The organism is Paenibacillus haidiansis (genome assembly GCF_036553665.1).
In the GTDB taxonomy this organism is placed as follows: Bacteria; Bacillota; Bacilli; order Paenibacillales; family Paenibacillaceae; genus Fontibacillus; species Fontibacillus haidiansis.
In genome coordinates this window covers 174,144-197,177 of record NZ_JAZHPZ010000007.1, presented here as the reverse complement: position 1 = coordinate 197,177, position 23,034 = coordinate 174,144, and the positions used below count along the sequence as shown (strand labels likewise).

Annotated in this window: 24 protein-coding genes; 17 read left to right on the top strand and 7 right to left on the bottom strand. The window is 49.8% G+C overall.

Features of this window, described 5'->3' with window-relative positions:
* Positions 1 to 87 precede the first annotated feature (87 nt).
* The 14 genes from V3851_RS15960 to V3851_RS15895 all read left to right on the top strand — a co-directional run bounded on the left by V3851_RS15960 (position 88) and on the right by V3851_RS15895 (position 16,973).
* Positions 88 to 3,102 carry a glycoside hydrolase family 2 TIM barrel-domain containing protein gene (locus V3851_RS15960; RefSeq protein WP_331847550.1) on the top strand — a complete coding sequence of 1,005 codons (3,015 nt, stop codon included), beginning with the start codon at positions 88 to 90 and terminating at the stop codon, positions 3,100 to 3,102.
* A gap of 132 nt (positions 3,103 to 3,234) precedes the next feature.
* Positions 3,235 to 4,947 (top strand): sensor histidine kinase, encoded by a 1,713-nt coding sequence (locus V3851_RS15955; protein WP_331847549.1) that lies wholly within the window; start codon positions 3,235 to 3,237, stop codon positions 4,945 to 4,947.
* Positions 4,905 to 6,134 (top strand): response regulator transcription factor, encoded by a 1,230-nt coding sequence (locus tag V3851_RS15950; protein ID WP_331847548.1) that lies wholly within the window; start codon positions 4,905 to 4,907, stop codon positions 6,132 to 6,134. Before V3851_RS15955 ends, V3851_RS15950 begins: the two co-directional genes overlap by 43 nt.
* A gap of 146 nt (positions 6,135 to 6,280) precedes the next feature.
* Complete coding sequence (locus V3851_RS15945) at positions 6,281 to 7,606, top strand: ABC transporter substrate-binding protein (RefSeq protein ID WP_331847547.1); 1,326 nt, start codon at positions 6,281 to 6,283, stop codon at positions 7,604 to 7,606.
* A 30-nt stretch (positions 7,607 to 7,636) separates the two neighbouring features.
* Positions 7,637 to 8,521, top strand: a complete 885-nt coding sequence (locus tag V3851_RS15940; protein WP_331847546.1) for a carbohydrate ABC transporter permease — start codon at positions 7,637 to 7,639, stop codon at positions 8,519 to 8,521.
* A 13-nt stretch (positions 8,522 to 8,534) separates the two neighbouring features.
* The gene (locus V3851_RS15935; RefSeq protein WP_331847545.1) at positions 8,535 to 9,398 is read left to right on the top strand and encodes a carbohydrate ABC transporter permease; all 864 of its coding nucleotides are present in this window, start codon (positions 8,535 to 8,537) and stop codon (positions 9,396 to 9,398) included.
* Between the two features lie 129 nt (positions 9,399 to 9,527).
* Entirely contained in the window at positions 9,528 to 9,758 is a 231-nt protein-coding gene (locus V3851_RS15930) for a cysteine-rich CWC family protein (protein WP_331847544.1), read from the top strand.
* 27 nt (positions 9,759 to 9,785) lie between these two features.
* A complete protein-coding gene (locus tag V3851_RS15925) occupies positions 9,786 to 10,961 on the top strand; it encodes an alanyl-tRNA editing protein (protein WP_331847543.1) in 1,176 nt (391 codons plus the stop codon).
* 14 nt (positions 10,962 to 10,975) lie between these two features.
* Complete coding sequence (locus tag V3851_RS15920; RefSeq protein WP_331847542.1) at positions 10,976 to 11,791, top strand: helix-turn-helix transcriptional regulator; 816 nt, start codon at positions 10,976 to 10,978, stop codon at positions 11,789 to 11,791.
* A 91-nt stretch (positions 11,792 to 11,882) separates the two neighbouring features.
* A complete protein-coding gene (locus tag V3851_RS15915; protein WP_331847541.1) occupies positions 11,883 to 12,305 on the top strand; it encodes a VOC family protein in 423 nt (140 codons plus the stop codon).
* A gap of 120 nt (positions 12,306 to 12,425) precedes the next feature.
* Positions 12,426 to 13,106, top strand: a complete 681-nt coding sequence (locus V3851_RS15910) for a response regulator transcription factor (RefSeq protein ID WP_331847540.1) — start codon at positions 12,426 to 12,428, stop codon at positions 13,104 to 13,106.
* Positions 13,081 to 14,067 carry a sensor histidine kinase gene (locus tag V3851_RS15905; protein WP_331847539.1) on the top strand — a complete coding sequence of 329 codons (987 nt, stop codon included), beginning with the start codon at positions 13,081 to 13,083 and terminating at the stop codon, positions 14,065 to 14,067. The genes V3851_RS15910 and V3851_RS15905 overlap by 26 nt, the downstream gene beginning before the upstream one ends.
* 81 nt (positions 14,068 to 14,148) lie before the next feature.
* A complete protein-coding gene (locus V3851_RS15900; protein WP_331847538.1) occupies positions 14,149 to 14,907 on the top strand; it encodes an ABC transporter ATP-binding protein in 759 nt (252 codons plus the stop codon).
* On the top strand, positions 14,904 to 16,973 hold the full coding sequence (locus V3851_RS15895) for an ABC transporter permease (RefSeq protein ID WP_331847537.1): 2,070 nt from the start codon (positions 14,904 to 14,906) through the stop codon (positions 16,971 to 16,973). Before V3851_RS15900 ends, V3851_RS15895 begins: the two co-directional genes overlap by 4 nt.
* Positions 16,974 to 17,013: 40 nt before the next feature.
* On the opposite strand, the gene V3851_RS15890 is transcribed toward V3851_RS15895, so the two are convergent.
* The 7 genes from V3851_RS15890 to V3851_RS15860 all read right to left on the bottom strand — a co-directional run bounded on the left by V3851_RS15890 (position 17,014) and on the right by V3851_RS15860 (position 21,750).
* Entirely contained in the window at positions 17,014 to 17,475 is a 462-nt protein-coding gene (locus V3851_RS15890) for a CBO0543 family protein (RefSeq protein ID WP_331847536.1), read from the bottom strand.
* Positions 17,472 to 17,963 (bottom strand): CBO0543 family protein, encoded by a 492-nt coding sequence (locus tag V3851_RS15885; protein WP_331847535.1) that lies wholly within the window; start codon positions 17,961 to 17,963, stop codon positions 17,472 to 17,474. The genes V3851_RS15890 and V3851_RS15885 overlap by 4 nt, the downstream gene beginning before the upstream one ends.
* Positions 17,964 to 18,028: 65 nt before the next feature.
* Positions 18,029 to 18,946 carry a DMT family transporter gene (locus V3851_RS15880; protein WP_331847534.1) on the bottom strand — a complete coding sequence of 306 codons (918 nt, stop codon included), beginning with the start codon at positions 18,944 to 18,946 and terminating at the stop codon, positions 18,029 to 18,031.
* Complete coding sequence (locus tag V3851_RS15875) at positions 18,943 to 19,791, bottom strand: AraC family transcriptional regulator (protein WP_331847533.1); 849 nt, start codon at positions 19,789 to 19,791, stop codon at positions 18,943 to 18,945. Before V3851_RS15875 ends, V3851_RS15880 begins: the two co-directional genes overlap by 4 nt.
* A gap of 124 nt (positions 19,792 to 19,915) precedes the next feature.
* A complete protein-coding gene (locus V3851_RS15870; protein WP_331847532.1) occupies positions 19,916 to 20,209 on the bottom strand; it encodes a phosphatidylinositol kinase in 294 nt (97 codons plus the stop codon).
* Positions 20,210 to 20,313: 104 nt separating this feature from the next.
* On the bottom strand, positions 20,314 to 20,847 hold the full coding sequence (locus tag V3851_RS15865; protein ID WP_331847531.1) for a CDP-alcohol phosphatidyltransferase family protein: 534 nt from the start codon (positions 20,845 to 20,847) through the stop codon (positions 20,314 to 20,316).
* 93 nt (positions 20,848 to 20,940) lie between these two features.
* A complete protein-coding gene (locus V3851_RS15860; protein WP_331847530.1) occupies positions 20,941 to 21,750 on the bottom strand; it encodes a lipase family protein in 810 nt (269 codons plus the stop codon).
* 250 nt (positions 21,751 to 22,000) lie between these two features.
* Here V3851_RS15860 and V3851_RS15855 point away from each other — a divergent pair, with 250 nt between their 5' ends.
* Genes V3851_RS15855 through V3851_RS15845 form a run of 3 tightly spaced genes read left to right on the top strand, consistent with a single transcriptional unit; the run spans position 22,001 to position 22,975 of the window.
* On the top strand, positions 22,001 to 22,282 hold the full coding sequence (locus V3851_RS15855) for a DUF6809 family protein (protein ID WP_331847529.1): 282 nt from the start codon (positions 22,001 to 22,003) through the stop codon (positions 22,280 to 22,282).
* Between the two features lie 59 nt (positions 22,283 to 22,341).
* The gene (locus V3851_RS15850) at positions 22,342 to 22,599 is read left to right on the top strand and encodes a hypothetical protein (RefSeq protein WP_331847528.1); all 258 of its coding nucleotides are present in this window, start codon (positions 22,342 to 22,344) and stop codon (positions 22,597 to 22,599) included.
* Positions 22,589 to 22,975, top strand: a complete 387-nt coding sequence (locus V3851_RS15845) for a retropepsin-like aspartic protease (RefSeq protein WP_331847527.1) — start codon at positions 22,589 to 22,591, stop codon at positions 22,973 to 22,975. The genes V3851_RS15850 and V3851_RS15845 overlap by 11 nt, the downstream gene beginning before the upstream one ends.
* Positions 22,976 to 23,034: the final 59 nt, after the last annotated feature.

The window sequence follows — 23,034 nt, the reverse complement described above, 5'->3', positions numbered from 1 at the left end:
GCAATCGGACAAAAGTCGGTGTGAAAGCCTTTTCAGTTCGGATACAATAGAAAAATCCAAACGCTTATGACGGAGAGGAGAACCAAGATGATTCAGATTCCAAAATACTGGGAAGATCTGAGCGTACTGCAAAAAAACCGGGAAGCGCCCAGAGCGTATTATATCCCCTATAGAGATGCGGAAACGGCGCGGACAGCCAAACGGGGCGGCTCGCCGTATTACCGGACGCTGAACGGGAACTGGAAATTCAAATACCTGGAATCCGTCCGGCAGGTCGATGACGAGTTCTACCGTACGGATACCGATGTCAGCACTTGGGACGATCTGCTTGTGCCTTCCTGCTGGCAAGTTAACGGCTACGACCAGCTTCACTATACGAACGTCAATTATCCGTTTCCCTGCGATCCGCCTTATGTCCCGAACGACAATCCCGCGGGATTGTATGTAAGGGAGTTCAACATCTCCGGCGCCTGGGAAGCGAAAAGCAAATATATCGTGTTCGAAGGCGTCAACTCCTGCTTTTATTTGTGGATCAACGGCGTCTGGGTCGGGTACAGCCAGGGCAGCCGCATGCCGGCGGAATTCGATATTTCCCCGTATGTACATACCGGTGCCAACAAGATTGCGGTGATGGTGCTGAAATGGTGCGACGGCTCCTATATCGAAGATCAGGATCTGTGGAGATTTTCGGGGATTTTCCGGGATGTATACTTATTGGCCCGCAGTCCGGAGCATGTCGTCGATGTATTCAACCGGGTGGACCTGGAACCGGATTATAAGACGGGAATCGTTGCTTGCGAGCTTAGCACCCTTGGCGGAGTGGAAGCCAAAGTCGAGCTTAAGGACGGAGACGGCCGACTTGTGCAGGCTGAAACGGTAGCCGTCGCCGGCCAAGCGGAGGTAACCTTTAAGGTTGACCATCCGCAGCTGTGGAGCGCCGAAACCCCGTACTTGTATCATCTTTATATTACGGCGGCGGACGAGGTTCTGCACTTTGCGCTCGGTTTCAGAAAGGTGGAAATCATCAACGGCGTCTTTCGGATTAACGGAACGGCGGTCAAGCTGAAGGGAGTCAACCGGCACGATTCCCACCCCGAGCTGGGACAAACGGTCCCGGTCAATCATATGATCCGGGATTTGAAGCTGATGAAGCTGCACAATATCAATACGATCCGGACGTCCCATTACCCGAATGATCCGCGTTTCCTCGAGCTGTGCAACGAGTTCGGATTTTACGTCATCGACGAAGCGGATCTCGAATGCCATGGGGTGTTCCATGCGATCGGCAACTTCAATATGCTGACCCGGCTGCCGGAATGGGAGCATGTCTTCGTCGAACGTGTTGTACGCATGGTGGAGCGGGATAAGAATCATCCCTCCGTCATCATCTGGTCGATGGGGAACGAATCGGGCTACGACGTCAATCATATGGCGATGGCGCGATGGACCAAGTCCCGGGACGCTTCGCGTCCGGTTCACTACGAGGGCTCCGATCCGCGGCATTTGGGAAGCCCGGACACTTCCGTGCTCGACATGGAAAGCAGGATGTATTCCTCGCCGGCCTATATCGAGGCGTATGCCAAGGATGAGAACAGCAGCAAGCCGATGTTTATGTGCGAATATAGCCATGCGATGGGCAACGGGCCGGGCGATTTGAAGGACTACTGGGATGTCATTTACAAATATCCGAAGCTGATGGGCGGATGCGTCTGGGAATGGAGCGACCACGGCATCCTGACGAGGAACGCCGAGGGAACGCCGTATTACGCTTACGGCGGAGATTTCGGCGACCAGCCCAATGACGGCAATTTCTGTATCGACGGGCTCGTCTCGCCCGACCGGGTTCCGCATCCGGGTTTGCTGGAGTTAAAGAAAGTCATCGCTCCGATCCGGGCGGAAGCGGAGAATCTGGCCGCGGGCTCGATCAAGATCACCAATCTCTATGACTTTATCGATCTTTCGCATCTGGCGTTGAATTGGAGAATCGAAAAAGAAGGAGTGCTGTTCCGCCAAGGGCAACTCTTGCCGGGCGGCATTGCGCCGCATACCTCGCAAGTAGTGAAGCTGGAATACACTTTGCCGGAATTTTCGGAAGATGCCTTCTATCTGACCGTATCCTTCCGGCTGCGGGAGGATACACATTGGGCGAAATCCGGACATGAGGTATACGCCGAGCAATTCAGGCTTCCGGTCGAAATCCGTAAACGCGCAGAATCCGTGAAGCCGGCCCTCCCATCGCTCCTGCTCAAGGAACAGGGCGATCGGCTCATGATTGAAGGCTTCGATTTCAGCCATGTGTTCGACCTCCATAAAGGAACTTTTACCTCCATAACCAAACACGGGGTCGAAATGCTTGAACAGCCGCTCGGGTTCAATATTTGGCGGGCACCGACCGACAATGACCGCAAAGTGAAGCGGCAGTGGATGGAGGAGGGCTATGATCGGGCGCTTATGCATGTGTATGAGGCCGCAGTGACCGAGCGGAAAGAAGACGCCGTGCAAATTAGCGTTAAATATTCCCTGGGAGGTTATATCAAACCGCCATTGCTTCACGGCGTGGCCGAGTGGTTGGTAACCGGAAGCGGGGAGATCAGGCTGAGAACGGAGGTTACCGTCCGCGAGGATTTACCGTTCCTGCCGCGGTTCGGTCTCAGGATCACCATGCCGGCGGGGACGGAGGAAGTGGAGTATTTCGGCAACGGTCCGCATGAGAGCTATATCGACAAGAGTCAAAGCACCATCAAAAGCAAATACTTGACCACGGTGGACGAGCTCTTTACGCCGTATATCATGCCGCAGGAGAACGGTTCCCATAATAACACCGATTGGGTGATCGTGACGAACGAGCAGGGAATGGGACTGAAATTTACCGGCAGCGGGGCGTTCTCGTTCAACGCCGCTCATTATACGCCGGAAGACCTGACACTGGCGCAGCACACCTACGAGCTGTCGCGCCGGAACGAGACGATCGTGCATCTGGATTACAAGATGAGCGGGGTAGGCTCCAATTCCTGCGGACCCGAGCTGCTTGAAATCTATCGTTTGGATGAGAAGCGGTTCACTTTCGAAATAAATGTAATGCCTGTATTTAAAGAAGACTAGACAGAACCATATAATGGTGTTCCCGAATCTTGCGATATGGGGACACCATTTGTTCAAATTTTAGACGTATTTTGATATACTGAGCTAGATTCATTAGCCAACTCACTTAAGTCAAGTCGCAAGAGGTAAATCATGAAAAGAATACTTACGAGGATCCTGCTCCGCTTCAGGATGGCGGGCAGCGTCCGGACGAAGCTCATGCTCGCTTTCTTCATCGTCGCCACACTGCCGGTAGGTGCGCTCGGCTATTTTTCTTATCACCAATCATCCAAAGTCGTGAATTCGCAGTTCGGCAGTTACGTGCTTTACGCCGTGGACCAGCTGAAGCTGCATGTCGACGGAAATCTCAAGCAGATCGACCAGATTACCGGCAATATTCTCTCTTATTTGATCGCTTCGTCGATCACCGTGGGGGACGACGTCCCGTCAACATACGAGCAGTATGTGGAGGAGCGGGATTTTCAGAATTATATCACCTCCCTGGAAAGCACGAATATTTTTGTCGTAGCCGTCATAACACCTTCGGGCAGGGTGATCGGCAACCAGCTCATCAATGAGCAAAGTTTGGCGGAATCGGAATTTTGGTCCGATATTTCGCAATACGGCAACGAGCATGTCCTGATTCATATCCCGGACTATTATTCCACGCCCGCGAACGAATACATGATCAGCAAGATTGTGCCGCTGAACAGGCCCTTCGGGCTGCCGGACGGCAGTAAACTGCTGATCGATATGAAAGCGGATACAGTTCTAAGCTTGATCAAATCGTTCGAAAAGGACACCAAATCCCATCTGCAAATTATGGACGCTGCCGGAAAGGTCCTGCTGCAAACGTCTTCGGACTATGAAAGCCGGGAGGACGACATCGTCTGGTCAAGAACGCTCGATGCGGAGGATTGGGTGGTGGAGGCTCGCGTTCCTTATGCCACTTTCTACGAATCTTCTTCGGTCATTCTGCGGTATTCGGCGTTGTTTTCCGGGCTGGCGATGCTGTTCGGCGTCATGATGGCCAGCTTCTATTCGATCCGCTTCACGATGCCGATCAAGAAACTGGCCCATTCCATGCGGCGTTTCGGGGAAGGCGACCTGCTGATCCGCACGCCGGTGAAATCATCGGACGAGCTTGGCTTTTTAAGTGAATCGTTCAACAAGATGACGGAGCAGCTTGTCGAGCTGGTGCATGAAATCAGCCGCACCGAAAAGCTGAAGAGCGAAGCCGAGCTGAAAATACTGCACTACCAGATCAATCCGCATCTTTTATTCAATACACTGAACTCCATCCAATGGAAAGCCAAGCTGGCCCGGCAGCCGGAAATACAGAAGATGCTTCAGCATCTCATCGTCGTTCTGGACGGGAGCTTCAATTTCAAACAAACGTTGGTCCCGTTAAGGAAAGAGCTGGAAATCGCCAGACATTTTATCGAAATTCAGCGTTTCCGTTACGAGGATGCGTTTACCTTCCGGTTAGAGGTCCAGCCGGAGCTTGAGGAATGTCTCGTTCCGCGCATGGTGTTTCAGCCTTTGCTGGAAAATATATTTTTCCACGGTTTTCAGGACGGTCAGGGAAATATCCGGATGCGGATTTTTGAGGATAAAAATATACTGTGCATGACATTGGAAGACGATGGAGCCGGAGTGACGGCCGAGCATATGAAATACATCGCTTCCGGACAAAAGGTGCCGGGCAAACGCGGCGGATTGGGCCTCCGGAATGTCGATGAACGGTTCAAGCTTCATTACGGGGAGGCTTACGGGTTATCTATAGAATCCATCAGAAATCAAGGAACGAAGGTGACATTGACATGGCCAACGACAACGGAAATCCAAGCCCCATCAAAGTACTGATTGTAGATGACGAACAGCTGGTTAGAAAAGGACTGCGGCTGACGATCGATTGGGAAGAGCATGGCATGGTCGTCGTCGATGACGCGCCGAACGGCAGCATCGGCTGGCAGAAATTTTTGCGGTACCGGCCCCATCTGGTGATCACGGATATCGTCATGCCCGAGATGAGCGGCATCGAGCTTGCGCAAAAAATAAGACAAGAAGCCCCCGGCACGAAAATTCTGTTCCTGAGCTGTCACAGGGATTTTAACTATGCCCAGTTCGGCATTAAAATAGGCGTGCACGATTATATCGTCAAGACGGACATGGACGACGATTATATCAATGAGTCGCTGCACCGGATTTATGAAAGATACGAGGAGAGGACGTCAAAACAACGGGCGGCTGCCCAACCGGCGGAGAAGAAGACGGACCGGGCAGGGGAGTCTCTGATTGACTGGCTGCAGGGCCGGAGTTATACGGCAAGGGATCATCTGCTCGGGAAGCTGCGGACGGAATGGAAATGGATGCTGTCCAATTCCAGCCTGCTTCACATTTACCGTTCCCCCGGCGCGAGCGGTCCGTTGGAGCCGTTGCTTCATCCGCTCAAGGATCTGTCGCAGGCTCATCCGGACCGGCTCAAATTGCTCGCGCTTGACGATGATTCCGCTTTTCTGGTTTGCGGTCCGGATACGCTGGACTTGGGGTTATCCGGACTGGTGGAGCTGAAGATCTCCTTTCGGGCGCTGGAGTGGCGCCAAAGCAAACCGATCGCCGCCGCGAATCCCGACGGATGGCTCGATGCCTTAAGCCGCTTGTATCGCATTTATCGTTTGGAACGAAATATCAATCTGCTCAGCACGGCGCATAAAGAAGATATTCTCCAAGCCATCGATTTCATCGACGAGCATCTTGATCAGGATATCCGCGCGGCCGATGTCGCGGCTATGATCGGCGTCAGCCGCAGTTATTTCAGCACCATCTTCAAGGAGGCCACCGGCTGCAGCATCATCTCCTTTATCGCGGAACGCAAATTGAAGCGGGCAATGGAGCTGCTCAGCGCAACGTCGATCCGAACGGAGGAGGTCGCCGAGAAAGTCGGCATTCAGGATGTAAAGTATTTCTCCAAATGGTTCAAGAAACAAGCGGAGGTGACGCCGGGACAATACCGTCTGTCAAACAAAATGACGGCGGGTTCAAACAAATAGACACTGCTGCCCGGCTTGTCCGGGCGTTTTTTATGTCGACCGGAAAAGATCGCACCGAAATCGAACATCTGTCGGTTTGAAAGCCTTTTCAGGAGATTTATTATGGATTCGTAGCCAACATTCCAACATCATAGGGGGTATTATTCGTGAGAAAAAAACGGGTATTGTACGTGCTGATTACATGTCTGCTGGTTTCTTTGCTCACCGCGGCCTGCTCTTCCGGCGATAAGCCGGCGGAATCGCAAAGCCCGGGCGAAAGCGGCGACGAAAAGGTGAAATTGGTGGTCTGGATCTGGGAGACCGCCAAGGACGGGCTGGATTTGAATATGGACGCCTTTAAGGCCAAATATCCGAATATTGAAATCGAGTTCCAGACGATGAAATCGACGGATCTGTACTCCAAGTATTTGATTTCGTCCAGTACCGGAGACGCGGTGCCGGACATTATCACCGTAGAATCGACCAACCTGTCGCAAATCGTACAAATCGACGCCCTGCTGGATATTACCGACCGCGTGGCGCCGTACAAGGACAAGATGAGCGCCTATAAATGGGAAGACGCCACCAAGGACGACAAAGTTTACGCCATGCCTTGGGACAGCGGCCCGGTCGTCATGTTCTACCGAAACGATCTGTTCGCCCAGGCGGGATTGCCGACCGATCCCGAAGAAGTGGCCCAGAAGATTCAAACCTGGGATGACTACTATGAAGCGGCTAAGCTAGTTAAAGAAAAAACGGGAGCCATGATGTACGGGGACTCCAAAACGAACTCCAGCAACCGCATGTTCGAATCGATGATGTGGCAGCGTGGTTTGTGGTACTTCGACGGAGACGGCAATGTCGCCGTGGATACGCCCGAAATCAAGGAAATCGCCGATTACCTGATCAAGATGCAAAATGAAGGGCTCGTCTACGATGCCCGCGCCAACACCGACCCGTGGGGCAACGCCATCCGCGACGGCCAAATCGCTACCGTTGTCGGCGGTTCCTGGCATGATGCGATTATTGAAAATCAGTACTCCCCAGCGGATAAAGGCAAATGGTCCGTCACGATGATGCCGAAATGGTCCAAAGACGACAAGTACAGCGGCGCTAACCAGGGCGGGGCCAACCTGGCGATCAACAAGAATTCCAAGCATCCGGAAGAAGCATGGCAGTTCATTGAATTTATGCTCGGAAGTGAAGAATCGCAAATCAAAATGATGACGGGCGCCGGATTGTTCCCGGCCATGCTGGTCGATGATAACGCTTCGCTGGAAGAACCGTCCGAATATTTCAACAACGAGCCGATCCGCAAAGTATACGCGCAATCGCTGGCCAACACTTACCCGCTCGCGTACACGTCCGATTTCCCGATGGCCAATAAATTGATGACCGATGTTTGGGCCGAGGTCTTCCTGAACAAAGTCAGCTCGGACAAAGCATTGAAAGACATGGCGGACGAGCTGCGCAGCAAAACAAAGAGAAACTAATTTCATTTCGATAGGATTGGAGGGAATGATATGAAGGCACCCAAATGGAACAAACAGATGCTGGTTGCTCCCTACATCTACATATCACCCTATTTCATCTTGTTTTTCATCTTCTCGCTCTATCCCATCCTCTATTCGATTTATATCAGTTTGACGGATTGGAACGGGTCCGGGGAGAAGGTGTTTATCGGGTTTGATAATTATATGCAGCTGTTTAGCGACAATGACTTCTGGCTGTCCCTGTGGAATAGCGCCTTGATCTTTCTGATGTATGTCCCGTTGATGCTGTTCGTGGGTCTGATCCTGGCGTCCATATTAAATTCCAACTGGATGGTGGGCAAGGGATTTTTCCGGATGGCGCTGTTTGTTCCGAATTTTGTTTCCGTCGTGGCCGTGTCCTTTGTATTTATCCTGCTGCTGAACACCCAGGACGGTCTAATCAATAGCGTGCTGCGAAATATCGGATTGATCGACAATCCGATACCATGGCTTGAATCGCCATGGTGGGCCCGGCTGTCCGTCGCGATGATGGTGCTGTACCGCTGGCTCGGGTACAATATGCTGCTGCTCTTGACCGGCCTGCAGAACATTTCCAAGGATTTGTATGAAGCCGCTTACGTGGACGGCGCCACAAAAATCAAAAGCTTCTTTTATATCACCATTCCGCTGGTCAAAAAGATGCTGCTGTTCTGTACGGTACTCTCCACCATCGGGACCTTCTCGCTCTTTACGGAGCCGTATATCCTGACCCAAGGCGGGCCGCTGAACTCGACCCTGACACCGGTGCTGATGTTATACAGAGAAAGCTTCCAAAACTTCAATTTCGGTTACGCGTCTTCCATCGCTGTCTGCTTCTTCGTGCTTATGATGGTGATATCGCTGGTGCAGATGCGTATCTTCGACGAGAAAGAGTAGGCGGGAGGATACTATGGAAAAAACGGTTAAATTACAAGCTGCCGGCCATGGCGGCGGCAAAAACATCTGGTCCTCGTCGCTGGCTTTCGCCTTGATGGCAATCGTCTCTCTGTTTACTTTGTTCCCGTTGTTCTGGCTGTTCAGTTCCTCGTTAAAGGATATCAGCGAGATCTTTGTAAATCCGCCAATCTGGGTTCCTTCGGTGCTCCACTGGGAAAATTTCAGGGAATTGTTCGTGGAACGCAAATTCGGCATCATTACATGGAACAGCTTCCTGCTGTCCACGACTTCTACGCTGATATCCCTGATCTTTTGCAGCTTGGCCGGGTTTGCGTTTGCAAAATACAAGTTCAAAGGCAAACAATTCCTGTTCGTCCTCGTGCTGGCGTCGCTGATGATCCCGCATGAAGCCACAATGGTTCCTTTGTTCTCAATCTATAAAAACCTGCACCTCATCGATAACATTTGGGGCGTCATCCTGCCGGATCTGGCCAACGCTTTCGGGATCTTCTTCATGCGCCAATACTGCATGTCCCTGCCCGACGAGATGATGGAGGCGGCGCGCATCGACGGCTGCAGTGAATTCAAAACTTTCCGGCGGATCATCCTGCCGAATTTGCGCTCCGGCTTCGCCGGACTCGGAATTATTTTGTTTGTGAAACAGTGGAACAATTTCCTGTGGCCGTCCGTTATTTTGAGATCCCAGGAAAACCTGACTTTATCCGTAGCCCTGAAGGCGCTGGAGGACAGCAACAATACGCCGTACCACCTGATCATGGCGGGCTCCGTCATCAGCGTGGTGCCGCTGTTGATCATCGTGCTGATCTTCCAGAAGCAGCTGATCGCCGGTATGATCGACGGCGCGATTAAAGGCTAATCCGGGAATACCCCCGAGCAATTCGGGGGTATTTTTGTGTGCTTCGTATGGAAACTCCCGGGCGTTCATTAAAACTCCGTCCTCCTTTTGCTATAATGAGATCATGGAAGTAAGAGGAGGGGGAGCGGCTTGAGCGGGGAAGCGATAGATCATAACCATGACCATCATTCTGAATACATAGATGAGCGGCGTTGTCCGCTATGCGGCCGACCCAATCAATGCGGGGCGAAAGAAGGGGATTGCTGGTGTTTTCACACGAAAGTGCCGGATGAACTGCGAAGCCGGATCCCCGAGGAACGGAGAGGCAAAGCCTGCATTTGCCGACAATGCGTCGAAGAATTCCACAAGATGAGCTCCTAATAACGAGCGTTAAGAAAGGACAGCGAAATGACCAAACAGCTCTACTACGACTCTGCTTATACGATCGAATGGAAAACCGTAGTTTCCGGGGTATTGGAAAAGGAAGACGGGATTTATGCCGTTCTCGAAGAGACGGCTTTTTATCCGCACGGAGGCGGACAACCTTGCGATACGGGAACCATTGACGGTATTCGCGTGCTCGACGTGGTGAAGGAAGAGGAAATGATCCTGCACAAGGTCGAGAGCCGGCCTGCGGAAACGGCGGTTCTATGCCGGCTGGATTGGGACCGGAGATTCGACCATATGCAGCAGCACAGCGGTCAGCACCTGTTGTCGGCTATTTGCTTGCGGATCATAGGCGCGCCGACGCTAAGCTTTCATCTGGGCGAAGAGTACGCCACGATCGACGTGGAACTACCGGAGCTGACGACGGAACGGATGGCCGAGCTGGAGCGGGAAGTCAACCGGCATATTTACCTTAACCACGAGATAACAAGCTATTTTGTCACCGGGGAGGAAGCCGCGAGTTTACCGCTCGTCAAACAGCCGACGGTGTCAAGCGGGATCCGGATCGTGGAGACGAAAGACGTGGAATATAACGCCTGCGGCGGTACCCACGTCTCGTCCACGGGCGAAATCGGGATGATCAAACTGCTCAAAGCGGAGCGCCAAAAGGGTAATACTCGCATTTATTTCTTATGCGGATTCCGTACGCTGCGGGAGTTTAACGAGAACCAGCGGATTCTGAATGCCCTGGCTCTGAAATTCAATACGGGGAAAGACGAGATTTTAAGTCGTTTTGAGAAAATGGAACAAGAGCAGAAGCAGCTTCAGCAGGAGCTGGCCGCTCTGAAAGAGATCAACGACCGGTATTTACTCCAGGAACTTGTCTCCCAAGCCGAGGGCGGATCTGTGGCTCATGTATTTGAAGATAAAAGCCTCAGGGATTTGCAGAATTTGGCCACCAAGCTGGCGGCCGAGCATGGAAAGACCGTGCTATTTGCCGGAGCCGGGGAAGGTAAGGTCGTGTTGGCATATGGCGGCGACGGCGGATTTTCGTGCGGCTCGTTTTTCAAGGAGCATCTTGGCGCCTTTAACGGCAAAGGCGGCGGCAGCGACAAACTGGCGCAGGCGGGATTCGGCTCAAGCGAGGAAGCTCTCGCTTTTTATGAATTTGCCAAGCAGGTCTTATCCGAACGGTAATAGGGGGGATTCTCATGACGAAGTATCTTCCACTGCAACCGCCTATGCTGCAAAACGAGCTACAGGATGCCCGTTATCGTTATCGTGAGTTCTCTCCAAGTTTAGGACTCAGACATTGCGTAGCTTGTTATTGGACCATAGATTATCTGGCGTCGGATGACAGCAAATTGCATCGGATTTTGCCGGACGGCTGCACGGATATAATATTTGACCTGAGCAGCTCCGCCTCTTCCGGAGGAGCTGTTGTATCCGGGTTGATGACCGCCTTTGAAACCATGAACTTGACCGGGGATCTCTCCTTATTCGGCATCCGTTTCTTTTCGCACCAGGCCCGGCAATTTCTGAGATACCCTGTTTCCGAGTTTGCCGGATACCATGTGTATCTTGAAGACCTATGGGGAAAAGAAGCGGAACGCATCGAGGAGGAAGTGTGTGCCGCCAAAGGAATACCGGAAGTCATTGAGCGCGTTGAAAATTTATTGATAAAGCTTCTGCACAAGGAAAAGAATCAAACCGATGACATGCTGGAAGCAGGGGTGCAATACATCCAAGCCAGTCGCGGGAAGCTATCCATCCAAGCCCTGGCGGAAAATCTAAATTACAGTGAGCGAAATGTAAGAAGAATCTTTCAGCATGAACTCGGAGTCAGCCCGAAACAATTTATAGATATCCTGCGTTTTCAATATCTTTTACAGGAACTGTATGGAAGTAAGAAGACGCCCGCCCATTTTAGCGAAACCGCCGTAAAATACGGCTACTACGATCAGTCGCACTTTATACACGCCTTTAAACGCTATTATGGATTAACGCCCAATCAGGTGTTCACCTGATTTGTCCGTTTTTTACAATCCGAAGGGGTTGAAAATGACTATCATTTAGCTCATGGGGACAATAACGATTGCGAGAGGAGTAGTGAAGACGATGATACCGTACATTACAGTGCTCACCCTGGGCGTTGACGATCTGGAGAAGTCCGTGGCCTTCTACCGGGATGGACTGGGCTTCCCGACTGAAGGGATCGTAGGCCGCGAATTTGAACACGGGGCCGTTGCGTTTTTCGATTTGCAATCCGGCTTGAAGCTGGCTCTTTGGAGCCGTGAGGATCTCGCCCATGAGCTGAAGCTTCCGCTGGCGGCGCCAAGCTCAACCGAGCTGACGATCGGTCACAATGTCGGCAGCAAAGAAGAAGTGGACGAGATTATGGAGTTGGCCTTTAAGGCTGGAGCCAAAATCGTCGATCCCGCACATGACGTCTTTTGGGGCGGGTATTCCGGCCATTTCATGGACCCGGACGGCCATCTTTGGGAGGTCGTCTGGAACCCGGCATGGGAAAATGAAGCATAAGTTTTAGATTTTTTGACCGGCAGGATCACTGTCCGGTCTTTTTTTTGATCACAGAACTCGGAAGCGGACTCAAGCTATAATAAGGTCAACCTCTGATGATTGGAGTTGGATCGGGAGACGATGGACAAAATTCTGATAATCGAAGATGATCCGAAACTGCGGAAGTATATCAAACAATATTTGCAGGCTTATGATTTCGAAGTGGAGACGGTCGCAGATTTTGACCAAGTTCTGGCCAAGGTGGAAGAGTACAGCCCGGATCTTATTCTCCTCGATATCAATTTGCCGGGATTTGACGGGTTCTATTATTTGAAGGTGTTAAGAAGGAAGTTCCATTATCCGGTGATCATTCTCTCGGCCCGCAGCGACGAGGGAGAACAGATCCGCGGGATGGAGTACGGGGCGGACGATTATGTCACCAAACCGTTCAGCATGGGTGTTCTTGCGGCCAAAATCCATGCCGTGCTGCGGCGCGCAAACCGGCGGACCGAGGAAACAAGCCGCGAATTCGGGGAATTCAAACTGCTGCACGACAGCATGAAGCTGCTATACCAGAACATGGCGATGGAATTGAGCAAAAACGAGTACCGTCTCATGAACTGCTTTATGAGCAACGCCGGCAGGATCGTGTCCCGCGAGCAACTGCTGGAGGCGTTATGGGACAATCAAACTTTTGTCGACGACAACACGCTGACGGTGAATATCACCCGGATCAAAAAGAAACTCGGCGAGTACGGGCTTCAGCATGTCATAATGACCAAACGGGGAGTGGGCTATGTCTTTGATCCGCAAAATCGTTAATCTGCTGCATATGAAAAGAAGCTTCATCTTTGTCTACATCCTGAATACCGTTTTGCTTGTTCTCATCTCTTATGTCTTCTATGGAGTAAGGGAAATCGCCTATCCTTTCATCGTCAGCTTCTTTCTCTTGACGGTTTACCTCATTTTCGCGGCATTCGGCCATTTCAAATGGGAGCGTAAATTGGAGCAGGCGAAGCTTGGTCCGCAAGTGGAGGTTGACGAGACGGATGTGCGGGACAGGCTGTTTTTCACCCCGATTCAAGCCATCCATGACAGGTATAACGCCGACATATTCCAAATAACCGTCGCCGTGAAGGAAAGAAATATGCTGTTTTCCCAGTGGATTCACAATATGAAAGCTTCCGTTTCCGTTATCGCTCTGGCTTTGGAAAGCCCTTCAAAGGAAGCGCTTCCGGACATTCAAGAGGAGAACGACCGATTGAAGCAAAATCTGGAGGAGTGTTTAAACGTACTGCGGCTGGACGATTTCTCACGGGATTATATGCCGGAAAAAGTCAATCTGCACAAGGTCGTAACCGAAGCGATTAATGCCAAGAAGCGGGATTTTATATATAGGGGCGTATATCCGAAGCTGGATGTCGACGAATGCGCGCAGGTGTATACGGACGAGAAATGGTGCGGGTACATGCTGGAACAAGTGCTGTCCAACGCTATCAAATACAGCCGCAAAGAAGGGAAGGTTTTCATCGGGAGTGAGCACCGGGAAGACCGAATCCTTCTGTACGTTCGGGACGAAGGCATAGGGATCGATCCGGAGGACCTGCCGCGGGTGTTCGATCCTTTTTTTACCGGACGGAATGGCAGGGAACACCGCTTCTCAACGGGAATCGGACTGTATATGGTCCAACATATCGCGCGGAAGCTGGGGCATGACGTCGCCATCGAGTCGGAGAAAGGAGCGGGAACGAAGATCACTCTCTCTTTTCTTGCAAAAATGTAAGGTTGTGAAAGGGAAATGAATTCATGAATTGAACGGGCCCCTTTATACTTCTCTTATCAAGATCATGGGGAGGAAATAGGTGTGGGTGTCATAAAGCTCAAGCATCTCGTCAAAGTATACAATGCGTATAAAGGAGCAAACGGCGTTACCGCGATCGACGGCCTGAATCTGCATGTGGGCAAAGGCGAGTTTACCGGAATCATGGGCCCGAGCGGCAGCGGAAAAACGACGCTGCTGAACCTGCTGTCCGGCGTCGATAAAGCGACCTCTGGGGAGATCGTCATTGACGGTCAGGACATTACCAAGCTGTCCAAGGATCAAATGGCCTTGTTCCGAAGGGGGAGGATCGGGTATATCTTTCAGGATTTCAATCTGCTGGACAGTCTGACGCTGAAGGAGAATATCGCATTGCCGCTTATTTTGGACAAAAGAGACCCGCAAGAGATTGAAGCCAAGCTGGCCCCGTTAATGGAATTTCTCGGCATCCAGGATGTGCGGGACAAGTATCCGTATCATATATCCGGCGGTCAAAAGCAAAGAGTGGCGGCGGCCCGCGCTATCGTCAATGAACCGGCGGTCGTATTGGCGGACGAGCCGACAGGCAATCTCGACTCCAAATCGGCGCATCAATTGATGAGTATACTGGCATCGCTCAACGAGAACATGGGCAGCACGATTCTGATGGTGACGCATGATCCTTTTGCCGCATCGTTTTGTAAACGGATATTGTTCATCAAGGACGGGAAGGCCGAGCTGGAGATCAGATCGTCCGGAGACCGGAAAGCCTTTTTCGATAAAATCCTGGAAGCGCAGAGCGTGATCGGAGGTGTCCCGGTATGACCTTCCCATCTATCGTCAGGAAGAATTTCCTGTATCATGCGAAAAAGTACATGTCGCTCTATTTTGTAAATACGCTGATCGTCGCGATATTGTTCCTGTTCGGCAGCCTGATGTTTAATTCGGAGGTCGGGCGCCAGGTGGGCGATACGACCATTTACGGCATCGTTCGCAGTGATTTGATCGGCGTCGTCTTATTCTCGATCGTGTTTATTACATACAGCCATATTTCGTTTCTGAAATACCGGGGGAAAGAATTCAGCATGTATATCACTTTAGGCATGACAACCAAAAATTTGGGTCTCATGCTGCTCGTCGAACAGGCGGGAATCGCCGTTCTTTCCTTATTTAGCGGCCTTGTGACCGGGGCCGTCTTCGGAAAACTGTTCTTCATGGGGCTTAACCGGGTGCTGATGGCAAATCCGATTCCGTATGAAATCAAGTGGGAGAGCCTGCTTCTCAGCAGCGGCATTTTCCTGATGATATTGGGACTCAACTTGCTGTTCAGTATGCTCCATACTCGTAAAATCACGATAGCCGAAGGCTTAAAGTCCGCCCAAACGAAAGGAATCGGCAGCAGCGGTGCCCTGTCGGGAAGCGTTGCGTTAGCCTTGTTTGCGGCAGCGCTCATCCTGCTTCCGAAAATTATGCTCGGCAAGGAAACCGACGGAAAACCGGTTTATATTATGTTCCTCCTCGTATTGACCATGATTTGCCCATATGTCATCTTGGGATCATGGATCAAGGTCATCCGGCCCGTCGCCAAGCGTTTCAAACGGTTATACAATCATAATTTGATCGTGATGTCGAATCTGTCCCATCGCTTTGTATCGTACCGAACAACCGTCTATATCGTATCCCTGCTGATCGCTGGCGCCGTGTTCTTTATCGGGATGACCTATGCGATGTACGCGACAAGCCAGGAGAAGAACGATCTCAATAATCCTTTTGATGTGATGTATGTTGAAACGAACCGCTTTAATCACTTGGAGCCTAATCAGCTAGAAACTATTCTGGAAGAAAAAGGGGTTTCCTTGGAGCAGCATAAAACCCTCGAATATGTGGAAGTGCCGGAATTTCGTTATTACGGGGGATCCTGGGTATTGTGGGATGACCGTTCGATGCTGATTGGCGAGAGCGGGTTCAACCGGCATTTAGGAACGGATTACGAAGTGGCCGCGGATCAAGCGCTATTCGCAAGAGTGAAGGAAGAGAACAAGGAGTTTGAAGCGCCGGACATGGTCCTGCCCGTCATGGATCCGGGGTGGATCGAGCCCAACGAATTTCCGGATCACGAGAGTAAAGAAAGTTTACTCCGGACTTTGGAAGGGTATTCCGTAATCGATTACCGCACCGAGAATATTGACGAAATAAGCGGGCCTTACATAAACAACGAGCAAACGGCGGGCGATTATTTCGGCCAAGCCCTCGTGGTTGACGATCGAGTCTATGAAACGGTAAAAGCCGCGGTGGGAGAAGATCAGGTCAAGCGGGTGCATTTGCTGAAGGGGGAGATCCCGCCGGAAGGTTTCCAGGCACTGCTGGACGTTTTGCGGGAAGCGAACGGACTGGATTCTTCGTATTGGACCTCATATAAGCCCACGATGACCGAAACCGATGAAACTCGATTGAAGCTGGAAGAACTGCGGCCGATTCACAAAGACGAACTGCTGATATCCCAGTTGGAATCGAGCGGCATGATCTTTTTTATCTTCATTTTCATGGGTACGCTGTTTGCGTTGGCGTCCGGCATCGTCATCTACCACAAGGTGCTGTCGGATATCGACGACCAGAAGGAAAGCATGCTTTCGCTCGGAAGAATAGGCGTCACCTCGAAAGAATTAAGAAAACTCGTATCCAAGGAGCTGGCGATCGTATTTCTCCTGCCGGCGCTGTTCGGGGTGGGACTGGGGTTGTATTATTTCTACTTCCTATTCAGCAATCAGCCGATCATTGTTCAATTGTTGGGAAAATCTGGGTTGGCCGCGGGAATGTTCTGGGTTATTCAGACGCTGTTCTATTTTGCTTGCCGCAGAAAATATTTCTCGGAACTCGGGAAGTACGCCTAATTATTCTCTAATGGTTCTAAAGGACGAGCCAATATTTTAATCACGCCTTTGAGAAAAACCAAACGCATAATCTGCGTGTTATATAAAAAGAAATCCAGAGCGTAATCCAAGTAACATACCCTTCCCAGTGTATATATTCAATAAGGTCGGTATAGGTTTCTAAAACAACTTCAAGGACGGTCAAAACGGAACAATAAGCGGCGTAATATCCAAATTGGTGAAGTTTGCTTCGATCATTCGGGTACCATACCATAAAAAGGGCACTGACCACCGGCAAAGCAAACTGCTCGTAAGTAAAGCTTGTCCTATTGACGGATGCAAATAACCGGACGGGGTATTCAATCAGGTCTAATTCTACGACAACTAAACCGATTAAAAATGTGATTACATGTTCAGTCAAAAATGCCACTACCCCAAGCCTGATCTTACGTTTCGGTACAAAGCAAAGAATACCTATTGCCACTGCGTATACCGATAAAAGAATCCAGTATTCGACCCTCATTGGATACCCCGCCGCTCCGCTTGAAACAACGATTTGTCCTTAAAAAACCAGTCGCAGCAGACTTGGCTCATATAAAATAAAAAACCGATGTATATCCACATTCCATACCATGTCAATTTTCCATATTCCAGTAAATCCGTATATATCTCCAATATGTTATCATGCAACGTGATAAACGAGACCCAAAGGAAAAAGTATGTGAATCGGAACCAAAGACCGGTTTTCTTGTGCCGGTAGACATAAAATATTGAAAACAACACGGGGTAAAAAAAATAATTTATCGTTATCGCAAGGTCTGATGCTTTCGGGAACTCCCGAACAGGAGCGCTTAACAAATTATATTGAAATGCCGGCATATCACAAAGCCAAATGAATGCCTGAAACATCAGAAACGCCAGGAATCCTTTACGTCGCCGTTCGCGTGGAATAAGCCCGAAAAAGCAAACAAGACCAATCAGCCACATAGCAGTCAAAATCGAACGCTCCATTTAATCCACCTTCTTATACGGCTAATGTTCAATAAAAGTAGGTTTCCCACAGTTTCATTCGATATTCAAGAGGTTATACTCCGCTCCTTAAGGGAAGGTTTTGGTTTGCGCTCTGAAATAAACGAGCCTGTAAGCGTCAAGATAGTTCCGGCCACAATGGCCCAAGTGATCTTTTCGTCCAGAATCAGTGCGGAAGCCGCGACGGCGATCACCGGTACAATGTAGATGTATACGCTGGTTTTCACCGCTCCAAGAACCGACACCGCCCGGTTCCAGGTGACATAGCACATGGCCGAGGCCCCGAGGCTTAGGAATAGAAGATTGCCCAAGTTTGAAATTTGGCCGAACCGGTCCAGCCCCAAGCGGAAATCGAACAGAAACAATGCGGGCGCCATCCAGGCCAGTCCATAAAAAAATACTTTACGGGTTGCCCCGATCGTATGAACCTGCAGCGCGCCGATTTTACGCATCAAAACCGAATATACCGCCCAGACGATCGGCGCGAGCAAGGCGAGCAGGTCGCCCAGCGGGTTCAACTTCAGCAGAAAACTGCCGTTAAAGCCGATCAGCAAAATCCCCGCCAGTGCGATCACAAAACCGATCATGAACGGCGCGGTCAGCTTTTCTTCCTCCAGGAAGAAATGGGCGATGACCGCCGTGAAGAACGGAGCGACTGAAACGATGACCCCTACATTGGAAGCAAGCGTATAAGTCAGAGCCACATTTTCCAAAAGAAAATACAAAGTGACTCCGCAAAGGCCCGCGAAGATAAAGAGCAGTTCCTCTTTAAGTGATTTGGTGCGGACAGGCCGCGAATAGATCAGCAGCAATACAATGTAGCCGATGGCAAAGCGAAAGAACAATATTTCGACCGGGGTAAAATCCACGAGCAGGATCTTGGTTGAAATAAATGTGGTTCCCCAGATCAAAATCGTAAACAGCGCAAGAGCGTGTCCGGCAGCAAAGCCCGGTTGATCCCTCATAAAGCGTCACCTCGGATCCGCTTCGGCTCGCCAGGGTTAAAGATGCTCATATATTGCTTGGGGGTTAAACCGATCAGCTTTTTGAAGAAGTTCGTAAAATGGCTTTGATCGCTGAACCCGGTTTGCATAGCCGCCTCGACCGGAGGTGTGCCTTGCGCCAACAGCTTTTTTGCTTGGCCGATCCGGATCATTTCCAGGTAACGGTAGGGGGAAATGCCTTTCTGTCTCGTAAAAAGACGCAGCAAGTGGTACTTGCTTACCCCTGTTAAACCTTGCAATTCATTTAGCGTGATGCTGCGGGCATAATGCGACTCTATGTATTCGCATACTGTTCTGACTTCGAATGTATAATCCTGATCGGGACCGGGCGGTTCGGAATCTGCCGCATCTTGAAGCAATTGCTCCAGGAGAAACAGCAGCAATTCCTCTTTTTGAAAATCGGCTTGATTCTCCAAAATCATCCGATGCAGATCATGCAGGGACAGCGCCAGCTCGCTTCGGTAAAGTACATTTTGCGTGAAGCGGGGCAAGGAGTTCCTTCCCGTGATCTCCAGCGCATACTGACGCATGATCTCGGGTTGAATATTGATGCAGCGGTAATCCAGGGTTCCGCCGTCGATTTGTTCGCAGGCATGGGGATCCTGCGGATTAAAGATGACCACATCGCCCCGGCTCAGGACATACTCTTGGTTGTTGCATAGCAGCAACCTATTGCCTTGTTCAATAAAACCGATAACGTAATAGTCATGGAAATGGTTCGGAAACTTTTGCATGATCCCTTCAAACCGGTATGCCTCAAGCTTCAATTCCTCGTCGAAAACGACCGTCCGAACTTCACGGGTCACTTTATGCACCTTCTTCTCCGGCAATATTATTGCTATTATAATGCGAAAATTAGAATGGTTCTTGAACAATATTGCGGAGTCGGATAATTAGAGGACCGGGTGAGCCCGGACGGCCGTTCAATGTTTAAATAAAGAACGGAAGCAAGAACAAAGCGGTAATCCCGCGAAAAGGGATGCGTCTCGGGAAAAAGCGGCGGCGCGGGAAAAAGCCCGGATGAAATCCAAACTGTCTGTACGTAGATGCATTGGCGGGCATTCCGCTCATATGTCCTACCATTTCGTTCGTGGGAACGGCAAGCGTAATGTAGTCCTGATCCACATGAGCAATAAACCCGTCAAGGGACTGACCGTCGGTCGTGGTCACGCCAACATATTTATTCATACAGCTCCATGCGACTTGTTGATAATTGGTATCCATGGATAACCTCCTCAAATGATTTACTCGACAATAGTCTATGGACTGAAACCTATTTTGATCGGGCATATGCCTATAACTCGCCAAAAAATCCGCCGGAGGGAGTTCTAATGCTTAAAAATGCTTTGCCTGTTAAGATCAAGCTTTGCTGAAGTGAGATGAATGGCGGTTTCCTCCAGTGCCGACAAAACCGACACGAGGCATACCGGCCAGGCTACTGCCGGATTTTGAAAGAGAAAATACAGCGGCGGTGTCATAAACAGGAGGAATCCCGAAACTTTATTGCCCCAGGTATGCACAATGGCGAAGGAATGATATTTACGGGCGGAGATCAGCAAATTGGCGCAGCGAATGGTGACGATCAGGATGATCCACGGCAAGAAAATAAGTGCTTCATCCTTAAGCCATACGATCATGGCGACCGTGATTACCCCAAACAAAAGCAAATCCGCCGCCGAATCCAATCTGGCCCCCAGATCGCTTTGCGTTTTTGTTTTCCGAGCAATATATCCGTCCAATACGTCGCTTAAGCCGCAAAGCAGATAGACAAGCAGGAACATCCATACATGGTTTGTTAGGAAAAATAAAAGGATTAAAAGAATCATTCTGCTGATGGAGATCATATTTGCGAGATGTTTCATCCAATTCACCCCTTATACAGTTAGCCCATCCCACTCCCGTTGTCCAAAATGGAAGTTTCTCTCATCTTACTCCATCTGCATATACCGCAAAATTCATTTTTTCACTGTTGTTTCACGGACTGGACAAAGTCCGGGATTATTTGAGCATAACGATCCGGTGAAGGCCGGCTGTAGTTTGGAGAGATCGTCGAAATAGCTGGAAATCACATGATTGAGGCTGATGGCTCCATATTCAAAATCAAGCGATGAAAGGGTGCGGACATGCTGGTAGTAGAATTTTTTATCGCGCTTGGGCAGCTTGTAAACGGTCGGCGGAGCAAAGGTTACGATATCAAAGACATTGGCATAGCGGTAGCTTGCGGGGACATGCGACGCGAAAGCCTTCGCAAAAGCCGGATCGCCCACGCGGGGAGAACCGAATGTAAAAAGAATCGGCGAGCGGAAGCCGGTGTTGGCGGCAACATCGACGGCGCATAAGGTCGCGAGCGCCGCACCGAGGCTGTGGCCTGTAACATAGAGTGTTTTGCTTTCACCTGATGAAATTTTAGCAAGAGCGGCCATAATGCCATCGCGAGCGGAAGCATAGATATTCGTGAACCCGCGATGAGTCAGGCAGTTCGCCTCAATATATTTGAACTTTGTTTGCGAAGCGATAAGGTCGGAGACCCAATCGGGCGCCGAACTCGTCCCCCGAAACGCTATAATAACCTCCTCCGGAGATTCGATAGTAAACCCGAAGCGTTCCCATTCACCGATGAAGGATTTCGCTTCAATCGTATGACGGACCGAAAAATTCCACGGCACCACAAAGGCCCCGTCCGCATTCGAATATTGCTCATAGGTTTGTCCGCAAATCGCCGCCAGAAATATAGCCCGCTGCTCAACCGCGTCATTGCTCCCCATTCGCCCACCGCCTTTCTTTTCTACATTAAGTATGAAAGGAGTGGGGGAGAGGTGAATGTGGGGGGAGGCATAAACTGTATTCAAAGCTTGAATGCGATAATTAGGATTTATTGCTGGCGCTCCTAAACTTTTTATGCGAATTTTGCATAAATCCCAATATGCTAAAGCCCTTTGAAGTAAAATTGGCTTAGGAATTTAGAATTCGTTGGAAGAACGTCAATTCTTTCGTGTATCGGGAGGCTAAGGATTTATGAATAGTATTTTAGAAGATTTATACTATGGAAGATGGCGCCCGGATGAATCCATAAAGTCTTCAAACTCCAGAACCAGGCAAATTAATCGGCAAATCAGTGATTATATGGCAATTTACAAGAAAAATTTAACGGAACAAGATTTTGAACAACTGGAAAAATTGTTTGAACTTGTAGGGGAGTCGAATTCCATTCATGAAGCGGCAGCGTTTATGCATGGTTTTCGAGCGGGGGCTTTAATGATGATTGATGTTTTTAGCGGGGAGAAAGAAGTACTTTAATTTGCGAGTTTTCTAGCGTAACAGATAATGGTAAAATTAATAGGGTGGAGGCGATTACTATGCTTTGGGCGGAAGTAAGGGAGCTTTTTCCGGATCAATTTGTATTGGTGGAAGAACTGAAGTCGCATTACGAAGACGATAAGCTTCATGTGGAAGAAGTAGCCGTTATCAAACCTATTCATGATCAGCATGAGGCTTGGAAAGAACTGTTTTCCGCAAAGAATGAACGCTTTGTTTATCATACCTCCAATGAAGCTATTATAGTGGAAGTAAGGGACAAGCCTATGATTAGGAGATCACATAACGATGAATCTTGATTTTCGAGATGGGCTATTGTTTACCGGCATAACCATTACTCATTATGGGAAATCAGTGTTTATTCCAAATGTTATTATTGATACCGGTGCTGTAGAATCGATCATCTCTGTCGATGCCATTGACGGGTTGTTCGATAAATATGAGCCGGAGGATCAAATACGCTTTATGACAGGCATAGGCGGTAGAAAAGCTTCCGTTCGCAAGAGAGTCGATGAAGTAAAATTTCTTTCCTTCCGGATATTTCAATATACAATTGATTTTGGCCGGATGGGAGATGATAACAGTATTAATGGTTTAATAGGTTTAGATATATTGATCCCAGGCAAGTTTATAGTTGATTTAAACCAATTACGGATATATTCAGCGATTAGATAAGAGGCACCAAACCGCTCACGGTTCGGGCCTTTTTTTGTAGGTTCCATTTCGAATACCCA